The sequence below is a fragment of the Streptomyces sp. NPDC049040 genome (assembly GCF_043197715.1).
In the GTDB taxonomy this organism is placed as follows: domain Bacteria; phylum Actinomycetota; class Actinomycetes; order Streptomycetales; family Streptomycetaceae; genus Actinacidiphila.
Window position 1 is genome coordinate 90,473 of record NZ_JBICTO010000002.1, and the last position, 22,636, is coordinate 113,108.

20 protein-coding genes and 1 tRNA gene are annotated in these 22,636 nt (G+C 71.6%); 13 read left to right on the forward strand and 8 right to left on the reverse strand.

The window, feature by feature from the left end:
* Positions 1–71: 71 nt before the first annotated feature.
* From ACGFMP_RS05305 to ACGFMP_RS05315, 3 genes are all read right to left on the reverse strand, one after another.
* Positions 72–2,072, reverse strand: a complete 2,001-nt coding sequence (locus ACGFMP_RS05305; RefSeq protein WP_393670416.1) for a hypothetical protein — start codon at positions 2,070–2,072, stop codon at positions 72–74.
* Positions 2,073–2,214: 142 nt separating this feature from the next.
* Positions 2,215–2,961 carry a DUF4328 domain-containing protein gene (locus ACGFMP_RS05310; protein WP_393670417.1) on the reverse strand — a complete coding sequence of 249 codons (747 nt, stop codon included), beginning with the start codon at positions 2,959–2,961 and terminating at the stop codon, positions 2,215–2,217.
* A 115-nt stretch (positions 2,962–3,076) separates the two neighbouring features.
* Positions 3,077–3,150 (reverse strand) — tRNA-Cys (locus tag ACGFMP_RS05315).
* Positions 3,151–3,339: 189 nt separating this feature from the next.
* Between ACGFMP_RS05315 and ACGFMP_RS05320 the strand changes: the two genes are divergently transcribed.
* The 4 genes from ACGFMP_RS05320 to ACGFMP_RS05335 all read left to right on the forward strand — a co-directional run bounded on the left by ACGFMP_RS05320 (position 3,340) and on the right by ACGFMP_RS05335 (position 8,696).
* On the forward strand, positions 3,340–4,770 hold the full coding sequence (locus tag ACGFMP_RS05320; RefSeq protein WP_393670418.1) for an MFS transporter: 1,431 nt from the start codon (positions 3,340–3,342) through the stop codon (positions 4,768–4,770).
* 252 nt (positions 4,771–5,022) lie between these two features.
* Entirely contained in the window at positions 5,023–6,810 is a 1,788-nt protein-coding gene (locus ACGFMP_RS05325) for a DEAD/DEAH box helicase (RefSeq protein WP_393670419.1), read from the forward strand.
* A 244-nt stretch (positions 6,811–7,054) separates the two neighbouring features.
* On the forward strand, positions 7,055–7,849 hold the full coding sequence (locus tag ACGFMP_RS05330; protein ID WP_393670421.1) for an IclR family transcriptional regulator: 795 nt from the start codon (positions 7,055–7,057) through the stop codon (positions 7,847–7,849).
* Between the two features lie 58 nt (positions 7,850–7,907).
* Entirely contained in the window at positions 7,908–8,696 is a 789-nt protein-coding gene (locus tag ACGFMP_RS05335) for a S16 family serine protease (protein WP_393670422.1), read from the forward strand.
* Between the two features lie 36 nt (positions 8,697–8,732).
* Here the strand turns inward: ACGFMP_RS05335 and ACGFMP_RS05340 are convergent, their stop codons facing one another.
* Positions 8,733–9,203 carry an Lrp/AsnC family transcriptional regulator gene (locus ACGFMP_RS05340; RefSeq protein WP_393670423.1) on the reverse strand — a complete coding sequence of 157 codons (471 nt, stop codon included), beginning with the start codon at positions 9,201–9,203 and terminating at the stop codon, positions 8,733–8,735.
* Between the two features lie 124 nt (positions 9,204–9,327).
* On the opposite strand from ACGFMP_RS05340, the gene hppD reads away from it, so the two are divergent.
* Both hppD and ACGFMP_RS05350 read left to right on the forward strand, forming a co-directional pair.
* Positions 9,328–10,464 (forward strand): 4-hydroxyphenylpyruvate dioxygenase, encoded by a 1,137-nt coding sequence (gene hppD / locus ACGFMP_RS05345; RefSeq protein WP_393670425.1) that lies wholly within the window; start codon positions 9,328–9,330, stop codon positions 10,462–10,464.
* 105 nt (positions 10,465–10,569) lie between these two features.
* Positions 10,570–11,937 (forward strand): FAD-binding oxidoreductase, encoded by a 1,368-nt coding sequence (locus ACGFMP_RS05350; RefSeq protein WP_393670427.1) that lies wholly within the window; start codon positions 10,570–10,572, stop codon positions 11,935–11,937.
* A 12-nt stretch (positions 11,938–11,949) separates the two neighbouring features.
* Here the strand turns inward: ACGFMP_RS05350 and ACGFMP_RS05355 are convergent, their stop codons facing one another.
* Positions 11,950–12,438 carry an SsgA family sporulation/cell division regulator gene (locus tag ACGFMP_RS05355; RefSeq protein ID WP_393670428.1) on the reverse strand — a complete coding sequence of 163 codons (489 nt, stop codon included), beginning with the start codon at positions 12,436–12,438 and terminating at the stop codon, positions 11,950–11,952.
* Between the two features lie 270 nt (positions 12,439–12,708).
* Between ACGFMP_RS05355 and ACGFMP_RS05360 the strand changes: the two genes are divergently transcribed.
* Both ACGFMP_RS05360 and ACGFMP_RS05365 read left to right on the forward strand, forming a co-directional pair.
* Complete coding sequence (locus ACGFMP_RS05360; protein ID WP_393670429.1) at positions 12,709–13,881, forward strand: RDD family protein; 1,173 nt, start codon at positions 12,709–12,711, stop codon at positions 13,879–13,881.
* Positions 13,882–13,990: 109 nt separating this feature from the next.
* The gene (locus ACGFMP_RS05365; RefSeq protein WP_393670430.1) at positions 13,991–14,563 is read left to right on the forward strand and encodes an RDD family protein; all 573 of its coding nucleotides are present in this window, start codon (positions 13,991–13,993) and stop codon (positions 14,561–14,563) included.
* Between the two features lie 17 nt (positions 14,564–14,580).
* On the opposite strand, the gene ACGFMP_RS05370 is transcribed toward ACGFMP_RS05365, so the two are convergent.
* Positions 14,581–14,874 (reverse strand): hypothetical protein, encoded by a 294-nt coding sequence (locus tag ACGFMP_RS05370; RefSeq protein ID WP_393670431.1) that lies wholly within the window; start codon positions 14,872–14,874, stop codon positions 14,581–14,583.
* 311 nt (positions 14,875–15,185) lie between these two features.
* Between ACGFMP_RS05370 and ACGFMP_RS05375 the strand changes: the two genes are divergently transcribed.
* The gene (locus ACGFMP_RS05375) at positions 15,186–17,603 is read left to right on the forward strand and encodes an immune inhibitor A domain-containing protein (protein WP_393670433.1); all 2,418 of its coding nucleotides are present in this window, start codon (positions 15,186–15,188) and stop codon (positions 17,601–17,603) included.
* A gap of 85 nt (positions 17,604–17,688) precedes the next feature.
* Positions 17,689–17,991, forward strand: a complete 303-nt coding sequence (locus tag ACGFMP_RS05380) for a hypothetical protein (protein WP_393670434.1) — start codon at positions 17,689–17,691, stop codon at positions 17,989–17,991.
* 103 nt (positions 17,992–18,094) lie between these two features.
* Here the strand turns inward: ACGFMP_RS05380 and ACGFMP_RS05385 are convergent, their stop codons facing one another.
* Positions 18,095–18,670: an isochorismatase family protein gene (locus ACGFMP_RS05385; RefSeq protein ID WP_393670435.1), complete on the reverse strand. Its 576-nt coding sequence runs from the start codon at positions 18,668–18,670 to the stop codon at positions 18,095–18,097.
* Between the two features lie 67 nt (positions 18,671–18,737).
* Positions 18,738–20,057: a nicotinate phosphoribosyltransferase gene (locus tag ACGFMP_RS05390; RefSeq protein WP_393670436.1), complete on the reverse strand. Its 1,320-nt coding sequence runs from the start codon at positions 20,055–20,057 to the stop codon at positions 18,738–18,740.
* Between the two features lie 111 nt (positions 20,058–20,168).
* Here ACGFMP_RS05390 and clpS point away from each other — a divergent pair, with 111 nt between their 5' ends.
* From clpS to ACGFMP_RS05405, 3 genes are all read left to right on the forward strand, one after another.
* Positions 20,169–20,489 (forward strand): ATP-dependent Clp protease adapter ClpS, encoded by a 321-nt coding sequence (clpS, locus tag ACGFMP_RS05395; RefSeq protein ID WP_393670438.1) that lies wholly within the window; start codon positions 20,169–20,171, stop codon positions 20,487–20,489.
* A complete protein-coding gene (locus tag ACGFMP_RS05400) occupies positions 20,489–21,052 on the forward strand; it encodes a DUF2017 domain-containing protein (protein ID WP_393670439.1) in 564 nt (187 codons plus the stop codon). The genes clpS and ACGFMP_RS05400 overlap by 1 nt, the downstream gene beginning before the upstream one ends.
* 72 nt (positions 21,053–21,124) lie before the next feature.
* Positions 21,125–22,597 carry an amino acid permease gene (locus ACGFMP_RS05405; protein WP_393670441.1) on the forward strand — a complete coding sequence of 491 codons (1,473 nt, stop codon included), beginning with the start codon at positions 21,125–21,127 and terminating at the stop codon, positions 22,595–22,597.
* The last annotated feature ends 39 nt before the right edge of the window (positions 22,598–22,636 follow it).

Genomic DNA, 22,636 nt, shown 5'->3' on the forward strand with positions numbered 1-22,636 from the left:
CCTCTTCTCGGTGCGGTGTCCCGCGGTGTGGTGTGCCGGGCGCGGGCGAGCCCCGCCGGCGCCCGGGCGGCTTACTCGGAGCCGCGTTTGAAGCTGTCCGACATGCCGTCGCTGAACGTGTCGAGCTTGGAGTCGTCCAGGCCGCGAGTGGAGTTCCACCAGTCGTTGAACGCGGTCCTGTCGGCATCGGTCTTGATCACGATGGGCCCGTTGGCCCACTCCGGATGGCCCGGCGGCGGCTTGATCCGGCCGGACTGCACCAGCCCCTGCATGAGCGGCACCTGCATGGACGCGTCCTCGTCGTACATCAGGGACCGCGTCTTGGCCTGCTCGGTGGCCACGTTGTTCGTGGAGAACTTCGTGTCGACGTACGGGATGCCGGCCCAGATGGCGGCCTGGATCGACCCCTGGGTGAGCGCGAGTTCCGGCGTGGTGAACGGGTTGGGGACGGCGGCGGCGCCGCTGGCCAGGATGTTGAACCACAGCAGCTGCTTGCTGTGCTCGGCGTCGGTGAGCGCCGCCGCGTCCAGGTGGACCTGCTGTCCTGCGTGCGCCACCTCGCCGCGCAGCTGCGCCAGGTTGTTCAGGTACGCGCTGGCCTGCTTGTCGTCGAGCCCGGCCCTCGCGGTCAGGCTGACCTGGGCGTTGATGGACTGGATGACGTTGCCGGCCTCGTCGTGGTTCTGCATGATCATGTCGAGGAAGTCCTCGGTGTGCTGCCGGTCGACGAACAGCGTTCCCGGCTTGTTCTCGGACGGGGCGGCGGGCTGGTTCGCCGTGCCGGTGGAGTTGGCGAAGTCCGGCACGTACGCCTGGAAGACCGTGGACAGCGCCTGGGTGATGTCCTTGCTCACCGGGTACTGCGACAGCTGGTAGTCGCTCTTGCCCTTCTCCTTGCCGTATTCGGCGGCGCCGGCGTTGATGAGGTTCGCCGCCGCCGCGGCCGACTCCTTCGGGTGGCCCTGCCGGTCCAGCGTGGCCGCCCTGATGACCGCCGCGGGGAACTTGGCGTCGTCGAAGTCGCTGCCCGGCGTGTGCCACTTGTCGCTGACCAGCGCGGCGGCGTGGTCGGCGCCCTTGGGCCCGGTGAGCAGCAGGCGGGAGGCGTCCGCGTTCTCGCTGACGCGCTGCATCAGGATGATCGACGGGTCGTTGGCGTCGATGGCCTGGATCTCCGCGGGGTGGAGGCCGCCGCTGTCGCGGAAGTCGACCTTCAGGCCGAGCGAGGTGTACCAGGCGTCGCGGTCGCCGACGTAGCTGCCCGTGTAGGGGAGGTCCCCCTTGGAGAAGTCGGGCCGCATCTCGTGGGTCTGGCGCCAGTCCAGCATGGCGCCGCCGACGTCCGAGAGCAGGTGGGAGTCCCACTGGTCGCCGGGCGGACCGTACTTGAACAGCATCCCGACCGACCACATGTCGCCGCCGGCGGGCTGCGTGAGCTTCTTCTCCCAGTCCTGCGGCAGGGTGATCCTGCCCTGCGCGGCCATGGTGGTGGCGGCCTGCACGCCCTGGGCGAACTGCGCGAGTATCGCCTCGGACTGCTTGTCCAGGACCACGCCGTCGTGCGTGCCGCTCTGCTGGTGCAGGATGGCGGCCGCGCGGGCGGCCTGGTCCATCCCGCCGTTCGCCATGAACGCCTGCAGGTAGGCCGGGTCGTCCTTGTGGTCCGCGAGCGACTGCGAGACCTCCTGGATGGTGGCCCGCGAGTCGGGGTCCTTCGGGTTGTCCATGGCCTGCTTCAGCTCCATGGCCTCCCGCATGGCCTCCTGGGACGTGTTGATCTTCGTGACGTCCCAGGGGATGTTGCTCCAGGACGCGTGCGGGTCGTTCGGGCTGGAGAAGCGCGGCAGATGCGCCAGCTCAAGCGCCAGGTCCGCGCGCTTGGCCATGTCACCGGCGTCGGTGCGCACCTGGGCGACCTGCTGGAAGAGCAGCGACTGGTTGATCGTGCCGTGCCACTCGTCGAAGTTCTTCCTGATGTTCGGCGCCTCGCGCTGCAACGCGTCGGCCAGGTCCTTCAACCTGTCGGCCAGCAGCCGCACCTGGTGCGGATCCACCCCAGCGAAATCGTTCACCGTACGCCCCCGTCAGCACACGTCGCCCGTCGGCACGGGCCGACACGACGGTAGACGCAGAACCGGCCGCTCCGGATCCTGGATACGGGTAAAGAGACGGGTAAAGAACCGCTGTGGAGTGCCCGCGTACCGCCCTGCCGCGCTACACGCTCTCCGCCGCGGTCCCCACCGCCGGCTCGGGACGGGCCTGCGGCGCCTGCCGGGCGGCCCGCAGCCGCTGCTGTGCGGTCAGGGCGCGGACGACCAGGACGGCCGCGGCGGCCGCGAGCGTGCCGAAGCCGCCGGCCACGATGTTCGCGACCGCCCTCGCCTCAATGCTGACCGCGCCGACGTCGGCCGTGTCCGACGCCCGGTCCAGGTAGATCCCGTCCAGGACCACCCCGAGAAGGGGGGCGCCCATCGTCGTGGCCAGCCACAGCGTCCACCAGGTGTTCACCAGGCGGGCGGTGAGCACGTCCCGGCCGCCGGGCAGGGCGCTGGCCCGGCGGATGTCGTGCACCACCCGAAGCGGCGCCCACAGGAAGACGACGGGAACGAACCAGCAGCCCACGGCCCACCCCGGGTCGCTCTTGATCGCGCCGGGTCCGAAGGACTCGGCGTTCTCCCTGGTGCGCCGGAACCAGATGAGGAACGGGATCGCCGCGGCCAGCATCAGTGCGGGCATCAGCAGGCGGTCGAAATCCCGGAGCTGTTCCAGTTGGTGGATCTGCTCCGTGGTCACCGTCGAGGGCTGGTGGACCAGCCCGTCGGCCACCGACGCGATGTGCAGGTTGATCAGGATGTCGGCGACCTCGCCGGCGAACGCGCAGCACAGCAGCACCACGGTGATCACGGCGAGCCGCCCGGCGTCGCGGTGGAACTCGGATGGCAGGGGGATCCTCGTGGGCAAGGGATTTTCCTCATCGGACGCTGTGGCGCCCGCCATGGGCTGCCGCCGTACGGTAGGGCAGCCGTCGCGGCACTGTCCAGCGGTCCGACGCCGCGGACCTGCGGAAAGCCGGAAGTGGAGGCCGTGACCGGGATCGAACCGGTGTAGCTCGCTTTGCAGACGAGTCCCTGACCACTCGGGCACACGGCCGTGTCGTGCGGTCTGGTTCGACGATGGCGGGTCCGAGCGGTCCCGGTCAATGGTGCGGACGGCGGTGCCATACGACCGCCATACGCCGTTCACAAAGGACCCCGGGCCGGACTGCCTAGGACGGAAGGCGGAGGCGGGTACCGTCTCACGGCAGGGGTGAAATGCCATTTTGCCCCTTACGCTGAGTCGGTGACTGTTGCAGAGGGACGAGCCGCCGAGCACCTGATACCCGAGGAGGGGACCGGCGGCATCATGGGCCGGGAGTACCGGGCGCTGACCCTCGGGGTGGTCTCCGTGGTGCTGCTGGTGGCGTTCGAGGCCACCGCCGTCAGCACGGCGATGCCCATCGCGGCACGCGATCTGCACGGTCTCGGGCTGTACGCGTTCGGCTTCTCCGGCTACTTCACCACCTCGCTGCTCGCGATGGTCGTCAGCGGCCAGTGGTGCGACCGCAGCGGGCCGCTGGCGCCGCTGACCGCGGGCATCGCCGCCTTCGCGGCCGGGCTGGTGGTGAGCGGGACGGCCGGCACCATGTGGACCTTCGTCCTGGGACGGGCCGTGCAGGGCGTCGGCGGCGGGATGGTGATCGTCGCTCTGTACGTGGTGGTGGGGCTGGCGTATCCGGAACGGCTGCGGCCCTCGGTGATGGCGTCGTTCGCCGCGTCGTGGGTGGTGCCCTCGATCGTCGGGCCGCTGGTGTCGGGGACGGTGACCGAGCAACTGGGCTGGCGCTGGGTCTTCCTGGCCATCCCGGTGCTCGTGGTGCTGCCGCTGGCGGTGATGCTGCCCGCGCTGCGGCGTACGGTGGCGGACCCGGCGGCGGAGGCGGGGCCGCGGCCGGGGATGGACGGGCGGCGGATATGGCTCGCGGTGGCGCTCTCCGCCGGCGCGGTGCTGCTCCAGTACGCGGGCCAGGACCTGCGTCCGGTGTCCGTGCTGCCCGCGCTCGCCGGGGCCGCGCTGCTCGTACCCGCCGCGCGCCGGCTGCTGCCGCCGGGCACCTTCCGTGCGGCGCGGGGGCTGCCCACGGTGGTGCTGATGCGCGGCTTCGCGGCCGGCACCTTCGCCGCCGCGGAGACCTTCATCCCGCTGATGCTGGTCACCCAGCGCGGCCTGTCCGCGACGATGGCGGGCCTGTCGCTCGCCGGCGGCGGCCTGACCTGGGCGCTGGGCTCGTACCTCCAGGCGAGGCCGCGTTTCGAGCCGGCGCGCGAGCGGCTGCTGCAGATCGGGATGGTGCTGTCGGCCGCCGCCATCGCGGTGGTGCCGCTGTCGCTCGACCATGCCGTGCCGGTGTGGATCGTGGCCGCCGCCTGGTGCCTGGCGGGCCTCGGGATGGGGCTGGGGATCTCCACGCTGACGGTGCTGATGATGCGGATCTCGCGGCCGCAGGACGCGGGCACCAACTCGGCGGCGCTCCAGGTCAGCGACGCCCTCGCCAACGTGGTGCTGGTCGCCGCCGCAGGTACGGTCTTCGCCGCCCTCGGGGGCGGCTCCCTGGCGCCCTCCGCGACCGCCGCCGCGGTCACCGCCCACCCCGCGGCCTTCGCCGCCGTCTTCGTCCCGGTCGCGGCCATCGCCTTCGCCTCGGCCCTCGTCGCCCCCCGCGTCGCCCCCTGACGGCGGCCGCCACGCCACCGCCCGCCGGGACACCTCTCCGCGAGGCGGCGCCCTCCCGGGAGCCGTGATGCCCGGGGCGTCAGGCCGTGATCCGCGTCCGCGGCGGCGCCCGGGTGTGAGATGGGTCGCACCCCCCGAGGGGGCGGCGTCGGGCGGCCGGGCGCGGGCCGCAGGCCGGTAGGCTGAGGCGGTTTTCGTACGGGCCGCACACCGGGACCGGGGGCGGCCGCCGCCCTACCCTCGCCGGAGACCGTGACTACCACCGCCTCGCACCCCCACCACCTGTCTCCCGCCTTCCCCGGCCGCGCGCCCTGGGGTACGGCGAACAAGCTGCGGGCCTGGCAGCAGGGGGCCATCGACGCCTATGTCGCGCGCCAGCCGCGCGACTTCCTCGCGGTGGCGACCCCCGGCGCGGGCAAGACCACCTTCGCGCTGTCGCTCGCGTCCTACCTGCTGCACAACCACATGGTCCAGCAGATCACCGTGGTGGCACCGACGGAGCACCTCAAGACGCAGTGGGCGGACGCGGCGGCCCGGATAGGCATCAAGCTCGACCCGCAGTACAGCGCGGGTCCTGTGGGGCGCGAGTACCACGGCGTCGCAGTGACGTACGCGGGTGTCGGGGTGCGGCCGATGCTGCACCGCAACCGGTGCGAGCAGCGCAAGACGCTGGTGATCCTGGACGAGATCCACCACGCGGGCGACAGCAAGTCGTGGGGCGAGGCGTGCCTTGAGGCGTTCGACCCGGCGACCAGGCGGCTCGCGCTGACCGGCACACCCTTCAGGTCGGACACGAACCCGATCCCGTTCGTGGCGTACGAGGAGGGCAACGACGGCATCCGGCGCAGCTCGGCCGACTACACCTACGGCTACGGCAACGCGCTCGCCGACGGCGTCGTCCGCCCGGTGATCTTCCTGTCCTACAGCGGCAACATGCGCTGGCGCACCAAGGCGGGCGACGAGATCGCCGCGCGGCTCGGCGAGCCGATGACCAAGGACGCCACGGGGCAGGCCTGGCGCACCGCGCTCGCGCCGACCGGCGACTGGATCCCCAACGTGCTCAAGTCGGCCGACCAGCGGCTGACCGAGGTCCGCAAGGGCATCCCGGACGCGGGCGGCCTGGTGATCGCCACCGACCAGGACTCGGCCCGCGCGTACGCCAAGCTGCTGCGGGAGCTGACCGGGCACAAGCCGACCGTGGTGCTCTCCGACGACACGGGCGCGTCCAAGCGCATCGAGGAGTTCAGCGCGTCCGACGACCGCTGGATGGTCGCGGTGCGGATGGTGTCGGAGGGCGTGGACGTGCCGCGGCTCGCGGTGGGGGTGTACGCGACGACGATCTCGACGCCGCTGTTCTTCGCGCAGGCGGTGGGCCGTTTCGTACGGTCGCGGCGGCGCGGCGAGACCGCGTCGGTCTTCGTGCCGACCATCCCGATGCTGCTGGAGTTCGCCAACGAGATGGAGGTCGAGCGCGACCACGTGCTCGACAAGCCGAAGAAGGCCGGCGAGGACGACCCGTTCGCCGAGGAGGACAAGCTCCTCGCCGACGCGGAAAAGGCCGAGGACGAGGACACCGAGGACGACCAACTGCCCTTCGAAGCTTTGGAGTCCGACGCCGTCTTCGACCGGGTCCTCTACGACGGTGCCGAGTTCGGCATGCAGGCGCACCCGGGCAGCGAGGAGGAGCAGGACTACCTCGGCATCCCGGGCCTGTTGGAGCCGGACCAGGTGCAGATACTGCTGCAAAGGCGGCAGGCCCGGCAGATCGCCCACAGCCGCAAGAAGCCGGACGAAGAGGCCGACCTGCTGGAACTCCCCGCCGAGCGGCGCCCGGTGGTCTCGCACCGGCAGCTGCTGGAGCTGAGAAAGCAGTTGAACACCCTCGTGGCCGCGTACAACCATCAGAGCGGCAAGCCGCACGGCGTGATCCACACCGAGCTTCGCCGGACCTGCGGCGGACCGCCCAGTGCCGAGGCGACCGCGGGGCAGCTCGGTGAACGGATCAAGAAGGTGCAGGAATGGGCCACCCGAATGCGATGATTTCCGCGGTGTTACACGGATATGACATGCGACGAGGCGTCACCGGACTGCCCGGATTGTGGACGGCCTCTTCCGCTGAGCGGTACAACCTCGCTACCGTGCCGATCACGCACGCGCCGTGGCAGAGCCGCCGCGGAGCGCAGCCGGTAAGCCGACAACCGGCGGCCTCTCCGCGCACTGCCGCGGGACCGGTGGTGCGTCGTCTCCGTGACAAGCGCCGCCGATTCTATGAGGAGGGGGCGTCGTGACCGCGGAGACGTCTCAGACACTGGACCGGGGCCTACGGGTCCTGAAGCTGCTCGCCGACACCGATCACGGCCTGACCGTGACCGAGTTGGCGGCCAAACTCGGGGTGAACCGGACGGTGGTCTACCGGCTGCTGGCCACCCTGGAACAGCACTCGCTGGTCCGCCGCGACCTCGGCGGTCGCGCCAGGGTCGGGCTCGGAGTGCTCGGACTCGCCCACCAGGTGCACCCGTTGCTGCGCGAGGCGGCACTGCCGGCGCTTCGCTCCCTCGCCGAGGACATCGGGGCCACCGCCCATCTCACCCTGGTCGACGGCAGCGAGGCGCTTGCCGTCGCCGTGGTCGAACCGACCTGGACCGACTACCACGTCGCCTACCGCACCGGCTTCCGCCACCCGCTGGACCGGGGCGCGGCGGGCCGGGCCATCCTGGCCGGCCGCGGCATGCAGCCGACACCGGACGGGAGCCGCTGGGAGCGCTTCGTGGACGCCCATGAGGGCCACGACGCCCAGGACGACCGCGAGGGCGGCCAGGACCCGCTGGACGACGACGGGGGCGCCATGGTGCGGATCGGCACCGCCTCGGTCGCCACCAGCCTGGCCACCGACCAGGTCCGCTACGTCCTGACCCACGGCGAGCTCGAGGCCGGCGCGAGCGGCGCCGCCGCCCCGCTGCTCGGGGTGCCGGGCGTGGAGGGCAGCGTCGGTGTGGTGATGCTCTCCGAGGCCGTGCCCGAGCGGGTCGGGCCGCGGGTGGTCGAGGCGGCGACCGAGGTGTCGGACGCACTGCGCTGACCGGGTGAGGGAACCCGCGGTTTTCTGGCAGGGTCGGCGGTGAAATAAGGTCGGGCGCATGCCTACGCTCTCCCGCCGGTCCCTGACCCTCGCCGTGTGCGCGGCGGTCGTGGCCGCACTCGTGGCCGTGGCCGCCTTCGCACCCCTGCCGGTGTCCATCGTCGAGCCGGGGCTGACCGCGGACGTGCTGGGCACCAACGCGGGCACCCAGGTCATCACGGTGAGCGGGACACCGGTGCGGGCCACCAGCGGGCAGCTGCGCCTGGTCACCATCGCGGCGACCTCGCCGGACACCTCGGTGCACTTCATCGACGTGGCGAAGGCCTGGTTCAACACCAGCGAGGCGGCGCTGCCGCGCGACTCCGTCTACCCCAGCGGCGGCTCGGTCAAGGAGATCGAGAAGGCCAACCTCAAGGAGATGACCGACTCCCAGGAGGCGGCCACCGCCGCCGCGCTCAACCACCTCGGGCTCTCGCCTTCCAAGGTCACGGTCGAGCTGCGGCTCGCGGACGTGGGCGGCCCGAGCGCCGGGCTGCTGTTCTCCCTCGGCATCATCGACAAGGTCGCGGGCGACGGGCACGGCGGCGACCTCACCGGCGGCCGCGTCATCGCCGGCACCGGCACCATCGACGCGGCGGGCAAGGTCGGCGCGGTCGGTGGCGTGCCGCTCAAGGAGCTGGCCGCCCGCAGGGCCGGCGCCACCGTCTTCCTGGTGCCGCGCGCCGAGTGCTCGGACGCCACGGCCCAGCTGCCCGGTGGCCTGCGGCTCATCCCGGTCGACACCCTGGACGGCACCCTGTCGGCGCTCGCCGCACTCGACGCGGGCAGGAAGACCCCGGCCTGCTGACCGCCCGGCCGTCAGGCGCCGCCCGCACATCCCCGCTCAGCTGTCCCTTGCGGCCTGCTCCACCAGCGGGATGATCCGCAGCGGGACCGGGTTCTCCATCACGATCGCCGTCGCCGCGCGCACGATGCCGTCGAAGCCGACCACCTTGTCGATCACCCGCTGGAGATCGGCGTTCGACCTGGCCACGAGCCGGCAGAGCATGTCGCCCTCGCCGGTCGTGGTGTGCAGTTCGAGCACCTCGGGCACCGACACCAGGTGGCTGCGCACGTCCGCGCCCTGCCCCTGCTTGATCTCCAGCGTCGCGAAGGCCGTCACCGGGTAGCCCAGCGCCGCCGGGTCCACCTGCGGGCCGAAACCGCGGATCACCCCCTGCGCCTGCAGGCGGTCGAGGCGGGCCTGCACGGTGCCGCGCGCGACCCCGAGCCGCCGTGACGCCTCCAGGACCCCTATCCGCGGCTCCCGGTCGAGCAGCGTGATCAGCCGGCCGTCCAGCGCGTCTATGCCCATCCCGCCCCCTTCCCCATGGTCATCCTGCACAGATTGACCCGTCGATCGTCACCTGTGCTGCACAGTCTGTCCAGCGAAAACCGGAACTGTTGCGCAGCCTGAGCGGCGGCGGGACGCTTTTGCCATGACTGAGACCAAGGACGCCATGGAAGCCAAGGACGCCTTCCCGGTGAAGGGCATGGACGCGGTGGTCTTCGCGGTGGGCAACGCGAAGCAGGCCGCGCACTACTACTCGACCGCCTTCGGCATGCGCCGGGTGGCGTACTCGGGTCCTGAGAACGGCAGCCGCGAGACCGCCTCCTACGTGCTGGAGTCGGGCGGCGCCCGCTTCGTCCTCACATCCGTCGTCAAGCCGGCCACCGAGCGCGGCCGCTTCCTCGCCGACCACGTCGCCGCGCACGGCGACGGCGTCATCGACCTCGCCATCGAGGTGCCCGACGCCCGCGCCGCCTACGAGTACGCCGTCTCGCACGGCGCCCACGGCCTCGCCGAGCCCTACGAGCTCAAGGACGAGCACGGCACGGTGGTGCTCGCCGAGATCGCCACCTACGGCCAGACCCGGCACACCCTGGTCGACCGCACCGGCTACGACGGCCCCTACCTGCCCGGCTACGACGCGGTGCAGCCGGTCGTCGAACCGCCCGCCGAGCGCGAGTACTTCCAGGCCGTCGACCACTGCGTCGGCAATGTCGAACTCGGCCGTATGGACGAGTGGGTGTCCTTCTACAACCAGGTCATGGGCTTCACCAACATGAAGGAATTCGTCGGCGACGACATCGCCACCGAATACTCCGCCCTCATGTCGAAGGTCGTCGCCGACGGCACGCTGAAGGTCAAATTCCCGCTCAACGAGCCGGCGGCGGGCAAGAAGAAGTCGCAGATCGACGAGTACCTGGAATTCTACGGAGGCCCCGGCGTCCAGCACATCGCACTGGCCACCGACGACATCGTCGCCTCGGTCACCGCGATGCGGGCCGCGGGCGTGGAGTTCCTCGACACCCCCGACTCGTACTACGACACGCTGGGGGAGTGGGTCGGCGACACCAGGGTGCCGCTGGAGGAGCTGCGCCGGCTGAAGATCCTGGCCGACCGGGACGAGGACGGCTACCTGCTGCAGATCTTCACCAAGCCGGTGCAGGACCGGCCGACGGTCTTCTTCGAGATGATCGAGCGGCACGGGTCGATGGGCTTCGGCAAGGGCAACTTCAAGGCGCTCTTCGAGGCCATCGAGCGCGAGCAGGCCCGCCGCGGCAACCTCTGAGGGCTGTTCCCCTGACCTCGGCGCCCCCCTGACCTCGGCGGCGCCCTCGTACCCCGGTGGGGACACCCCTTCCGCGAGGGCGCCGCGCAATGCCAGGGTGGGGGCATGGGTGACGTGATCGAGACTCTGGCGGCGGGCCTGCCCGCGGGGACCGTGCTGACCGACCCGGAGGTCATGGCCTCGTACGCACACGACATGGCGAGCTTCTCCGAGGCCGGCGAGCCGCTCGCGGTGGTGCTGCCGCGGACCGTGGAGGACGTGCAGCACGTCATGCGGACCGCGACCGCCGCACGGGTGCCCGTGGTGCCCCAGGGGGCGCGCACGGGCCTGTCCGGCGGGGCCAACGCCGTGGACGGCTGCATCGTTTTGTCGCTGGCGAAGATGGACCGGATCCTGGAGATCGACCCGGTGGACCGGATCGCGGTGGTCGAACCGGGCGTCGTCAACGCGGTGCTGTCCCGGGCGGTCGCCGAGCAGGGGCTGTACTACCCGCCGGACCCGTCGAGTTGGGAGCAGTGCACCATCGGCGGCAACATCGGCACCGGGGCCGGCGGCCTGTGCTGCGTCAAGTACGGGGTCACCGCCGAGTACGTCCTCGGCCTCGAGGTCGTCCTCGCCGACGGCCGGCTGCTGACCACCGGGCGCCGTACCGCCAAGGGGGTCGCCGGATACGACCTGACCCGGCTCTTCGTGGGCTCCGAGGGCACCCTCGGCGTGGTGGTGAAGGCGGTCGTCGCGCTCAAGCCCGCGCCGCCGCAGCAGCTCGCGCTGGTCGCCGAATTCCCCTCGGCGGCCGCCGCATGCGCCGCTGTCTGCGCGATCATGGAGGGCGGCCATGTGCCGTCGCTTCTGGAGCTGATGGACGGCACCACCGTCCGCGCGGTCAACGCGATGGCGCACATGGGGCTCCCCGAGTCCACCGAGGCGCTGCTGCTGGCCGCGTTCGACACGCAGGACCCGGCGGCCGACCTGGCCGCGCTCGGCGAGCTGTGCACGGCGGCGGGGGCCACCGAGGTGGTGCCCGCCCAGGACCAAGCGGAGTCCGAACTGCTGCTTCAGGCGAGGCGGTTGTCGCTGCCTGCGCTGGAGAAGGTCTCGACGGCCACGATGATCGACGACGTCTGCGTGCCGCGCGGGCGGCTCGCCGAGATGCTGGAGGGCGTCGCGGACGTCGCCGCGAGGTTCGACCTCACGATCGGTGTGTGCGCGCACGCGGGGGACGGCAACACCCACCCCGTGGTCTGCTTCGACGCGCACGACCCCGACGAGTCCCGGCGGGCCAGGGAGTCCTTCGACGAGATCATGGCGCTCGGCCTGGCGCTGGGCGGCACCATCACCGGCGAGCACGGGGTGGGGCTGCTGAAGAGGGACTGGTTGGCGCGTGAACTCGGCCCGACCGCACTGGAGCTGCAGCGCGGTATCAAGGCCGTCCTCGATCCGCTCGGGCTGCTGAACCCGGGCAAGGTGTTCTGACCGCGCGGACGCCTAGGCACTCGCGTCCGGGGTGTCGTCCTGGCGGCCCTGACCCGGCGAGGGGCCGCGCAGCCACAGCTCGTCCCCGGCGGCGGGGGCGAGCAGGCGGCTCAGCCCGTCGTCCATGCCCAGCTGCTCGTGCTCGCTGCCCGGCGGCACCACCCGGAGGGTGCGCTCCAGCCAGGACGCGACCGGCGAGGACGGAGCCTCGAGGAGCGCCTCGCCGTCCGGTGAACTGAGCGCCATGCACAGCACGCTGCGGCCGTTGACCTTCGTCGGCCAGATCCGCACATCGCCGTGCCCGCACGGCCTGAACACGCCCTCCACGATCAACTCCCGCGCGAACGTCCAGTTCACGGGCGTGTCGGAGCCCACATGGAAGGTGACGTGCACGGCGAACGGGTCGTCCGTGCGGTAGGCCAGCCTGGCCGGTACCGGGATGCTGCGCTCGGGCGACAGCACCAACTGCATTTCGAGTTCGCGTTCCACCACGGTCTGCATCGAGTCGACGTCCTTTCCTTGGCGCGGCGGCCCCTCTTGGCGGGTTTCGCGATCGGGGCCTGCACCTGGAGAGAGCGCGTGCCTCTCCCACCATTACGCGGCTTCACGGGATTCGGTTCAAATTTCCGGAACAGGGGGCGCGCGGCGCCGTACGGGGGTAAGGACGTGTCAGAGAGGGTGGTGTGCGGCGGCGCGGCCCCGTCGGGTCCGCCGGTCTGGTATTTCTGGACGCTGCACACCCCGGCCGAGAAGATACGGAACCTGTGAACCATGAGCGCACCTCCTTCTGGCTCCCCCGGTTCTTCGTCATCCGCGTCCCCGGCGCCTGGGTACTACCCGGACCCGTCGATCCCGAACTACATCCGCTACTGGAACGGCACCGCGTGGGTGCCGGGCACGAGCAGGCCCGCGCCCGAGGCCGCGCCGCACGTGCCCGCGCCGCCCGCGCTCGACGAGTCGGGCCCGATGTTCCTGGACGCCGACCCCTCGGCCCCCGCAGCGGTACAGGGCGTCCCTGAGGCACCCGCGCCGGCCCGGCCGCCCGCGCCCGTCGCGCATCCCCCGGCCGCACCGGCGCCGGTCGCCCCGCCGCCGCCTGCTCCCGCCGCGCAGCAGCCGCCGGCCTGGCCCGTGCCCGCACAGGGCCCGCCGGGCAGCGGGCTGCCGCCCATCTCCTGGGGGGCCGCGGCCGACCAGGCGCCCCAGGCGCCCCAGGCCCCGCAGGCGCCGCAAGCCCCGCAGGAGGCAGGGCAGCGGCCGGCGTACCGGCAGCCCACCGTCACACCGCAGCCCACGCCGCCCGACCCGCCGGCCTGGTCCCAGCCCTCACCGCACGGCGAAGCGGCGGTGCCCGCGCAGACGCCCGCACCGTGGGCCGAGCAGGTGCACGAGCTGGCCAGGGAGGGCGTCACGCCCTGGCGGCCGGTCGCCGCCGACCCGTTCGGCAGCGCCCGCGCCCTGGACCGGCCGGGCGGGATGCTGCGGCGGTTCACCGCGGGTGTGGTGGACACCGTGCTCTTCGCCGCCGTCACCGGCGCGGCGGCGGTGCCGCTCGGCTCGGCCGCCTACCACCACGCCAAGGACAAGGTGGACGCGGCCAAGCTGACCGGGGAGACGGTCAGGGTGTGGCTGCTGGACGCCACGACCGGCGCGGAGATCGCCGCGATCCTGCTGGTGGCACTGCTGGCCGGGGTCCTGCTCGAGGTGGTGCCGACCGCCAGGTGGGGGCGCACGCTCGGCAAGAAGCTGGTCGGGCTCAAGGTCCTCGACATCGAGGCGCAGCAGCCGCCCGGCTTCGGTGCGAGCCTGCGGCGCTGGCTGACGCGTACGGCGCTCAACGTCCTGGCCGTCGGCGTGGTCGGGGTGGCCTGGTGCCTGTTCGACCGGCCGTGGCGCCAGGGCTGGCACGACAAGGCCGCACGGACGTTCGTGGCCGCCGGCTGAGGCAGCCGGCTGAGGCCGGTCGCGGCTCCCGCCCGGCCGCCGGGGCGGTGGTCGCCCGGATGGATCTTGGCAGCGGGCGGAGCGTCAGTTCCCGGGTTTGACTCGGGGCATGACCAGTGATCAGCCGCCCCCGCAGCAGCCGCCCGCAGGGAACCCGTTCGGGAGCCCGCCACCGGGCGGGGGGAGTCCCTACGACTCCGGATACGGCTACGGCGGGGGAACGGGCGGCGGCCGGGACCCGCTGGAGGGCATGCCCCCGCTGGCCGCGTCCGGCAAGCGGCTGCTGGCCCGCATCATCGATGTGATCATCGTGCTGGTGCCGGCCGGGCTGCTGGACTGGGCGGCCGGCGGTGTGCAGGGCGACGACTTCACCGCCGGGCGCTCCGCGGTCGGCGGCGTCTTCACCGCGGTGCTCGGCTTCGTCTACGAGTGGTACATGACGAAGTCCACCGGCCAGACGGTGGGCAAGAAGCTGATGGGCCTGCGGGCGGCGATGCTCTCCGACGGCAGCGTACCGACGCAGAACGCCTCGGCGGCGCGTGCGGCGGTGCTGTGGCTGCCGGCCTTCTGCTGCAGCTGCTTCTGGTTCCTGATCATCGGCATCACGGTGCTGATCGACAAGCCGTACAAACAGGGGCTGCATGAGAAGGCGGCCAAGACCGTAGTCGTGACCGCCGTCTGATGGGGCGCATCCGCGGCTCAGCGCCGCAGCGAACGCTCTCCGACCCGGGATTCCGCGCCGCTCGCCACGCGGGAGCGCGGGACGGGGACGGCGGCCGGGGGAAGTGGCGCGGGGCCGAGCGAGGAGCGGCGGCGGGCGGTCGCCGGCATGGTGACGGTCACCGCGACCAGCAGCCCGAGCAGCAGCCCGCCGGCGGCCACGGCGACGACGGCGGCGCCGGAGCGTACGTCGGACAGCAGCAGTGTCGCGAGGGTGGACAGGACAACGGTCAGGGAACCGTAGGCGAGTTGCGCGGTCGTCGGACGTGGCATCGGGGGAACCGTCCTCGGGTACGTCGAAGCGGGGGCACGCTGACGGGTGGCTCGTGTTCGACATGCCCGGGGCGAACACCCGGTAAGCATGACCTAACCCGTGGTGCGGTGCACGAGGGGGCGCACGGGGTCGCACGCGCGTCCGGTTCCGTCGGCGCAATTGCGGCGCGAGGACGCCCGCGGGGCCTGACGTCCGGTCAGCGGAGCCGCGAAACCGGTAAACGTACTGTCCTGCCATGCTCAAGTCAAGGTCTGTTTTTTCACCCGCCACTCCGATGCAATGGCCTTTCCCAAGGGGAGGTCAAGTAATCTTGAGATATCAGCGGAGGATCACCCAACCCGCCGCCCTGGCCCTGGCAGTCGCCGTCCTGGGCGTGCTTCCCACCGCCACCGCGGCGGGTGCGTACGCGGGGGCGCCGGACCGGGCACCCGGCACCGTACCCGCGGCTTCGTCGCACGATCCGGCGGAGAGTCAGGCGCACGACCTGCCGGGCCCATTCAGCAAGCAGCAGTCGGCCGAGCGCTCCGCCGCCATCCAGCAGGTCGTCGCCGGACAGGCGACGGTCCAGCAGATCGGCGCCTCGAAGGTCGTCCAACTGGGCTCGGGCAAGGGCAAGAAGAGCAAGTACGTCGAGCTGGGCCGGGAGAAGACCGACAAGATCTTCACCATCCTCGCCGAGTTCGGGGACCAGGTGGACAGCACCACCACTTACGACCCGGACGGCCCCGACGGGCCCGAGGCCCCGGTCACCAAGTACGGCGGCACCGCGGGCCCGGCGCACAACACCATCGAGAAGCCCGACCCGGCCACCGACAACAGCACCGCCTGGCAGGCCGACTACAACCAGGCGCACTTCAAGGACCTGTACTTCTCACACAAGGCGGGCCAGGACTCGCTGGCCACCTACTACGAGAAGCAGTCCTCGGGCCGCTACTCGGTCGACGGCGAGGTCTCCGCCTGGGTCAAGGTGCCCTGGAACGAGGCCCGTTACGGCTCCAACTACTGCGGCAGCACCATCTGCTCCAGTGCCTGGGACCTCATCCGGGACGCCACCACCGCCTACGTCGCCGACCAGAAGGCGCAGGGACGCACCGACGCGCAGGTCGCGGCCGACCTGGCGCAGTACGACCAGTGGGACCGCTACGACTACGACGGCGACGGCAACTTCAACGAGCCCGACGGCTACATCGACCACTTCCAGATCGTCCACGCGGGCGAGGACGAGTCGGCAGGCGGCGGCGCGCAGGCCACCGACGCGCTGTGGGCGCACCGCTGGTACGCGTACGGCACCGACGCGGGCCGGACGGGACCGGCCGCGAACAAGGCGGGCGGCACCCAGATCGGCAACACCGGCATCTGGGTCGGCGACTACACCCTCCAGCCGGAGAACGGCGGCCTCGGCGTCTTCGCGCACGAGTACGGCCACGACCTCGGCCTGCCCGACGAGTACGACACCACGTACATCGGCGAGAACAACACCGCCTTCTGGACGCTGATGTCGTCCGGCTCCTGGATGGGCACCGGCAAGAACGCCATCGGCGACCGCCCCGACGACATGAACGCCTGGGACAAGCTGCAGCTGGGCTGGCTGAACTACGGCACCGCCCAGGCCGCGACGCGCTCCACCACCAAGCTGGGCGTAGCCGAGTACAACACCAAGGACAAGCAGGCGCTGATCGTCTCGCTGCCCGACAAGACCGTCACCACCACGATCACCGCGCCCGCCGAGGGCAGCAAGCAGTGGTGGTCAGGCAGCGGTGACAACCTGGCGAACACCCTGACCCGTTCGGTGGACCTCACCGGCAAGTCGTCCGCGTCGCTCACCCTCAAGGGGTGGTGGGACATCGAGGAGAACTACGACTTCCTCTACACCGAGGTCTCCGCGGACGGCGGCGCCAGCTGGACCGCGCTGGACGGCACCGCCAACGGCAAGTCGCTGCCCCGTGACGGCGGCAACGCCCCGGCGCTGACCGGCACCAGCGGCGCCTACGAGGACCTGTCCTTCCCGCTGGACGCCTACGCGGGCAAGCAGATCCAGCTGCGCTTCCGCTACCTCACCGACGGCGGTGTGGCGCAGAAGGGCTTCACGGCCGACGCGATCACGGTGACCGCCGACGGCGCCGCGGTGCTCAGCGACGGCGCGGAGACCGACGACAACGGCTGGACCGCCAAGGGCTTCACCCGGATCGGGGCGTCCTTCACCAACGACTACCCCGAGTTCTACATCGCGGAGAACCGGCAGTACGTCAGCTTCGACCAGACGCTGAAGACCGGCCCGTACAACTTCGGCTGGCTGAACAGCAAGCCCTCCCAAGTCGAGCACTTCCCCTACCAGAACGGGCTGCTCGTGTGGCTCTGGGACACCTCGCAGGCCGACAACAACGTCGGCGCGCACCCGGGCTCCGGTGAGATCCTGCCGGTCGACGCCCACGCCAAGCCGGAGAAATGGTCGGATGGCTCGCTGATGCGCAACCGCATCCAGGCCTACGACTCGACCTTCAGCTGGTACCCGACGCAGGGCCTCACCCTGCACAACAACGGGGTCGCCGCCAAGGTCGGCGCGAAGCTCGGCACGCCGGTCTTCGACGACCACTACGGCACGTACTGGTACGACAGCAACCCCTACGGCAGCGTGAAGGTGCCGGACACCAACACCCGGTTGACCATCGTCGCGGAGCCGCTCAGCGGCAGCACGATGACCGTCCAGGTCGGTCCTGCGCACCGCTGACGTCGCATGCTGTTCGACCTGCGGTAATGCCGCGTTCGGCCGTCGCCTGCTGGTGGGCGGCGGCCGGACGCCCCATGATGTGACCATGGCGGTCGGAGGTTTCACCAAGCTGCCGAGCGGCACCGTCGTGGTGGCGCTCGTGCTGCCGCACCCTGCCGACCCGGCGCACGCGGTACGCGTCGTGGTGCACGCGCTGAACCGCCAGCGCGCCCTCACCCGGCTGAGCAACCTCGGCTTCCGCGGCGCCCGCCTGACCGGCAACGCGGAGCCCCCCACGCCTGACGAGATCACCGCGGTGCTGCATCACCCGGACGGGCTCGTCTGGCGGGACCACCACGCCAGGACATCGGACCCCTGGCACCCCATCTCAACCCTGAACCGGGTATGAGCGTCGTCGACCGACGACAACGCCGGGGGCACCTCGCGCCGAAGGCAGGGGGAAGATGCGCGTGCCGGGCGTCGCGGCGTCGCGGAGATCCACACGACAGGCCCTAGTCCCCGACGATCTCCACACCCGCGGCGCGCATCTCCTCCAGCGCCCGCCGCGTGGTCTCAGGCGACACCCCGGCGGTCAGCCCGACCAGCAGCCGGGTCGTGAAGCCGGCCCTGGCCGCGTCCAGGGCGGTCGCCCGTACGCAGTGGTCGGTCGCGATGCCCACGACGTCCACCTCGGCGACGTCGCGCCCGCGCAGCCAGTCCGCGAGGCCCTCGCCGTTCTCGTCCAGGCCCTCGAAGCCGCTGTAGGCCGCCGTGTAGGCGCCCTTGTCGAAGACCGCGTCCACCGCGCCGGAGGCCACCGCCGGGGCGAAGTTCGGGTGGAACCCGACCCCCTCGGTGCCGGCCACGCAGTGCACGGGCCAGGTGGTGACGTAGTCCGGCTCGGCGGAGAAGTGGTCGCCGGCGTCGATGTGGTGATCACGGGTGGCCACGACGTGCCGGTAGCTGCCGGCCGTCTCACCGATCAGGTCGGTGACCGCGGCGGCCACGTCCGCGCCCCCGGCCACCGGGAGGCTGCCTCCCTCGCAGAAGTCGTTCTGTACGTCGACGACGATCAGTGCGCGGTGCATTTTGCCCTTCCGGCGGAGGTGTGGATACGACCCGAGCGTAGGGCTTCCGACCCCGCCCGGAAACCACTCACAGCAGGTCCGTGGGCAGCACCGGCTCGCCGCGGGAGAGCTGGGTCGCGGAGACCGGGAGCCCGGCGCGGGCCTCGATGTGCCGCAGGCGGGCGGCCTCCAGCGGCTCGCGCCCGACGACCTCGCCGCCGCGCACCAGCGGCACCAGGAGCTGGTGGCCCACGAGGTCCTCGGGGATCGGGCCGCTGCCGATCACCTCGGCGGCGGCCACCCCGTCCTCGTCGACCCGGCGGGCGGCCCACTTCCGGCCGCCGACGCTGGTCTTCCCGCCCATCGACTTCTTCGCCACCGGCACCAGCGAGCCGTCGTCGGCCGCACGGGCGACCAGCTTGTAGACCATCGAGCAGGTCGGCTGCCCGCTGCCGGTGACCAGCGAGGTCCCGACGCCGTAGGAGTCGACGGGGGCCGCGGCCAGCGAGGCGATCGCGTACTCGTCCAGGTCGGAGGTGACGACGATCCTGGTGTTCTTCGCCCCGAGGTCGTCGAGCTGCTGCCGCACCCGGTGGGCGAGCAGCAGCAGGTCGCCCGAGTCGATGCGCACCGCGCCCAGCTCGGGCCCCGCGATGTCGACGGCGGCCTTCACCGCGGTCGCGACGTCGTAGGTGTCCACCAGCAGCGTGGTGCCGCGGCCGAGGGATTCCACCTGGGCGGTGAAGGCGTCGCGCTCGGTGTCGTGCAGCAGGGTGAAGGCGTGGGCGCTGGTGCCGACGGTGGGGATGCCGTAGCGGAAGCCGGCCGCAAGGTTGGACGAGGTACGGAAACCGCCGATGTAGGCGGCCCGGGAGGCGGCGACCGCGGCCAGCTCGTGGGTGCGCCTGGCGCCCATCTCGACCAGCGGGCGCCCGCCGGCCGCGACGGCCATCCGGGAGGCGGCGGCGGCGATGGCCGAGTCGTGGTTGAGGATCGACAGGATCACCGTCTCCAGCACCACCGCCTCGGCGAAGGTGCCCTCGACCCGCAGGATCGGCGAGCCGGGGAAGTAGACCTCGCCCTCCGGGTAGCCCCAGATGTCACCGGAGAAGCGGTATCCGGCCAGCCATTCGAGCGTGGCCTCGTCGACGACGTCCTCGCGCCGCAGGAAGTCGAGGACGGGCGCGTCGAAGCGGAAGTTCTCCACCGCGTCGAGCACCCGGCCGGTGCCTGCCACGACGCCGTAGCGGCGGCCCTCGGGCAGCCTGCGGGTGAAGGCCTCGAAGACCGATCGGCGCTGTGCGGCGCCGCTGCGCAGCGCGGCCTGCAGCATGGTCAGCTCGTAGCGGTCGGTGAAAAGCGCGGTGGACGGCACGTCCACCGGCAGTCCCAGCTCTCCTGTGCTCATGACCGGGATGCTACCCCCTATCTCGTCAAACTGACGAGATGTCGTTGCTGTGCGCGCGCTCACACCCTTACGGGCACGCCCATTTGTGCGAGACCCCACAAGGGCGGCAGCATGGAACCTGTGAGTGTCGCCCCAGTCGAGCCCGTCGAGACCGAACGCACCGAGTCGAGCCAAGCGCCTTCCGCGGTCCCCGAACCGGACGTTCCGTGGGTGACGATCGTCCACAACGACCCGGTCAACCTCATGAGCTATGTGACGTACGTCTTTCAGGCGTACTTCGGCTACTCCAAGAGCAAGGCCACCAAACTGATGCAGGACGTCCACAACAAGGGCAGGGCCGTGGTCTCCAGCGGCACCCGCGAGGAGATGGAGCGCGACGTGCAGGCCATGCACGGCTACGGCCTGTGGGCGACCCTCTCGCAGGACCGCTGATGGCACGCCGGCGAGCCCGTTCGGGCTACTTCGAGGCCGCCAAGGGCGGCGGCGCCACGATCGCGCTCGACGACGGCGAGATCTCGATCCTGCGCTCCTTCGTGGTGCAGCTGCTCGAACTCGTCGGGCCGGGCCCCGGCGCGGCCGACGCGGACGCCGACCCGCTGGCCGAGCTGTTCACCGAGGGCCCGAGCAAGCCGCCTGAGGACCCGGCCCTCGCCAGGCTCTTCCCCGACGCGTACGAGGAGCAGGCCGACGCCTCGGAATTCCGCCGCTTCACCGAGAACGACCTGCGGGCCCGCAAGCGCGACGACGCGCTGGCCATGGTGCACGGCCTCGACCGGGGCGGCCCGGTGATCGAGCTGACGCCGGAGGAGTCCCGGCAGTGGCTCGGCACGATCAACGACCTGCGGCTGACCATCGGCGCGTACCTGGACGTCACGGAGGACGACGAGAACGGGCTCTACCACCTGCCCGACGACGACGAGCGCAAGCCGATGGTCGTGGGCTACCTGTGGCTCGGCGCCCTCCAGGAGTCGCTGGTCGAGACGCTGATCCCGTAGGGCGCGGCCGGGGAACCCCCGGGTGGCGCAGCGCGGATTTCGGCGCCGCCCGCACGTGGTACGAATCCGGGCATGACGGACGTGAAGGACGCGGCGCCCGACGCCGGGACCGACGAGGACTACGAGCGCGGCCTCGGCAGCCGGCAGATCCAGATGATCGCGATCGGCGGGGCGATCGGCACCGGGCTCTTCCTCGGCGCGGGACGCGCCATCCACCAGGCGGGCCCCAGCCTGATCCTGATGTACGCCGTCGCGGGGGTCGCGGTCTTCGCGATCATGCGCGCGCTGGGCGAACTGCTCACCTACCGGCCGGTGTCCGGCTCCTTCGCCGACTACGCCCGCGAGTTCCTCGGCCCCTTCACCGGCTACGTCACCGGCTGGACGTACTGGCTGATGTGGGTCGTCACGGGGATGGCAGAAGTGACCGCTGCCGCCACGTACCTGGCGTACTGGTGGCCGCAGGTGCCGCAGTGGAGCGCGGCGGGCGGCTTCCTGCTCGTGCTCTTCGCGGCCAACCTGATCTCGGTGAAGCTCTTCGGCGAGGTCGAGTTCTGGCTGTCGATGATCAAGGTCACCGCCATCCTCGGGATGATCCTGATCGGCGTCGGCGTGCTGACCCTGGGGCTGTCCGCGGCCGGTGACACCGCGTCCGTCGGCCATCTGTGGCACGACGGCGGCTTCTTCCCCAACGGCGTCGGGCGCTCGCTGCTGACCCTGCAGATCGTGATGTTCGCCTACGTCGCGGTCGAACTCGTCGGGGTGACCGCGGGGGAGGCGCAGAACCCGCGCGAGACGCTGCCCAAGGCCATCAACACCCTGCCCTGGCGCATCGTGCTCTTCTACGTCGGCGCCCTGACGGTGATCCTCTGCGTGGTGTCATGGACCGAATTCCGGCCGGGCGTCAGCCCGTTCGTGGCCGCCTTCGCGAAGATCGGCATCCCCTTCGGCGCCGGCATCGTGAACTTCGTGGTGCTCTCCGCCGCCCTGTCGTCCTGCAACTCCGGGATGTACTCCACCGGCCGGATGCTGCGCGACCTGGCCGTCAACGGCCAGGGCCCGCAGGCCTTCGGCCGGCTCACCGGGCGCCGCACCCCGGCGGTCGGCACCCTCGCCTCGGTCGCCGTGATGGGCATCGGGGTGTGGATCAACTACGTCGACCCGGCGGGCGCGTTCACCTACATCACCGCCTTCGCGACGGTCGCGGGGGTGTGGACCTGGGGGGTGATCCTCGGCTCGCACATCCGCTACCGGGCCGCGGTGCGCGCCGGGCGGGCCGCCCCCGCCTGGTTCACCGCGCCCGGCGGCGCCGCCGCCAGCTGGGCGGCACTGGCCTTCCTCGCCGCGGTCCTGGTGCTGATCGGCGCCGACGGTGACGCGCGGATCTCGCTGTACGGGGTGCCGATCTGGTTCGCCGCGCTCGCGGCCGGCTACCGGGTGCTCAAGCGGCGCAACCCGGCCGCCTTCGCCCGCCGCGCCCACCTGCCGCCGCCGCAGGCCGGGCCGCAGGCGGGCCCGCAGGCCGCCCCGGACGCCGCCGCGCTCTGAGGGGACGGCGGCTGCCGGGGGCGCCGGGCGCCCCTGTTA

Excerpts from the sequence above, each read along its gene's own strand:
- ACGFMP_RS05370 (WP_393670431.1), bottom strand. The coding sequence starts at position 14,874 with ATGCCACGTCCGACGACCGCGCAACTCGCCTACGGTTCCCTGACCGTT.
- hppD (WP_393670425.1), top strand. The coding sequence starts at position 9,328 with ATGACTGAGACCAAGGACGCCATGGAAGCCAAGGACGCCTTCCCGGTG.
- ACGFMP_RS05400 (WP_393670439.1), top strand. The coding sequence starts at position 20,489 with ATGGCACGCCGGCGAGCCCGTTCGGGCTACTTCGAGGCCGCCAAGGGC.
- ACGFMP_RS05350 (WP_393670427.1), top strand. The coding sequence starts at position 10,570 with ATGGGTGACGTGATCGAGACTCTGGCGGCGGGCCTGCCCGCGGGGACC.
- ACGFMP_RS05365 (WP_393670430.1), top strand. The coding sequence starts at position 13,991 with ATGACCAGTGATCAGCCGCCCCCGCAGCAGCCGCCCGCAGGGAACCCG.
- ACGFMP_RS05390 (WP_393670436.1), bottom strand. The coding sequence starts at position 20,057 with ATGAGCACAGGAGAGCTGGGACTGCCGGTGGACGTGCCGTCCACCGCG.
- ACGFMP_RS05355 (WP_393670428.1), bottom strand. The coding sequence starts at position 12,438 with ATGCAGACCGTGGTGGAACGCGAACTCGAAATGCAGTTGGTGCTGTCG.
- ACGFMP_RS05385 (WP_393670435.1), bottom strand. The coding sequence starts at position 18,670 with ATGCACCGCGCACTGATCGTCGTCGACGTACAGAACGACTTCTGCGAG.
- ACGFMP_RS05360 (WP_393670429.1), top strand. The coding sequence starts at position 12,709 with ATGAGCGCACCTCCTTCTGGCTCCCCCGGTTCTTCGTCATCCGCGTCC.
- ACGFMP_RS05340 (WP_393670423.1), bottom strand. The coding sequence starts at position 9,203 with ATGGGCATAGACGCGCTGGACGGCCGGCTGATCACGCTGCTCGACCGG.
- ACGFMP_RS05380 (WP_393670434.1), top strand. The coding sequence starts at position 17,689 with ATGGCGGTCGGAGGTTTCACCAAGCTGCCGAGCGGCACCGTCGTGGTG.
- clpS (WP_393670438.1), top strand. The coding sequence starts at position 20,169 with ATGGAACCTGTGAGTGTCGCCCCAGTCGAGCCCGTCGAGACCGAACGC.
- ACGFMP_RS05335 (WP_393670422.1), top strand. The coding sequence starts at position 7,908 with ATGCCTACGCTCTCCCGCCGGTCCCTGACCCTCGCCGTGTGCGCGGCG.
- ACGFMP_RS05405 (WP_393670441.1), top strand. The coding sequence starts at position 21,125 with ATGACGGACGTGAAGGACGCGGCGCCCGACGCCGGGACCGACGAGGAC.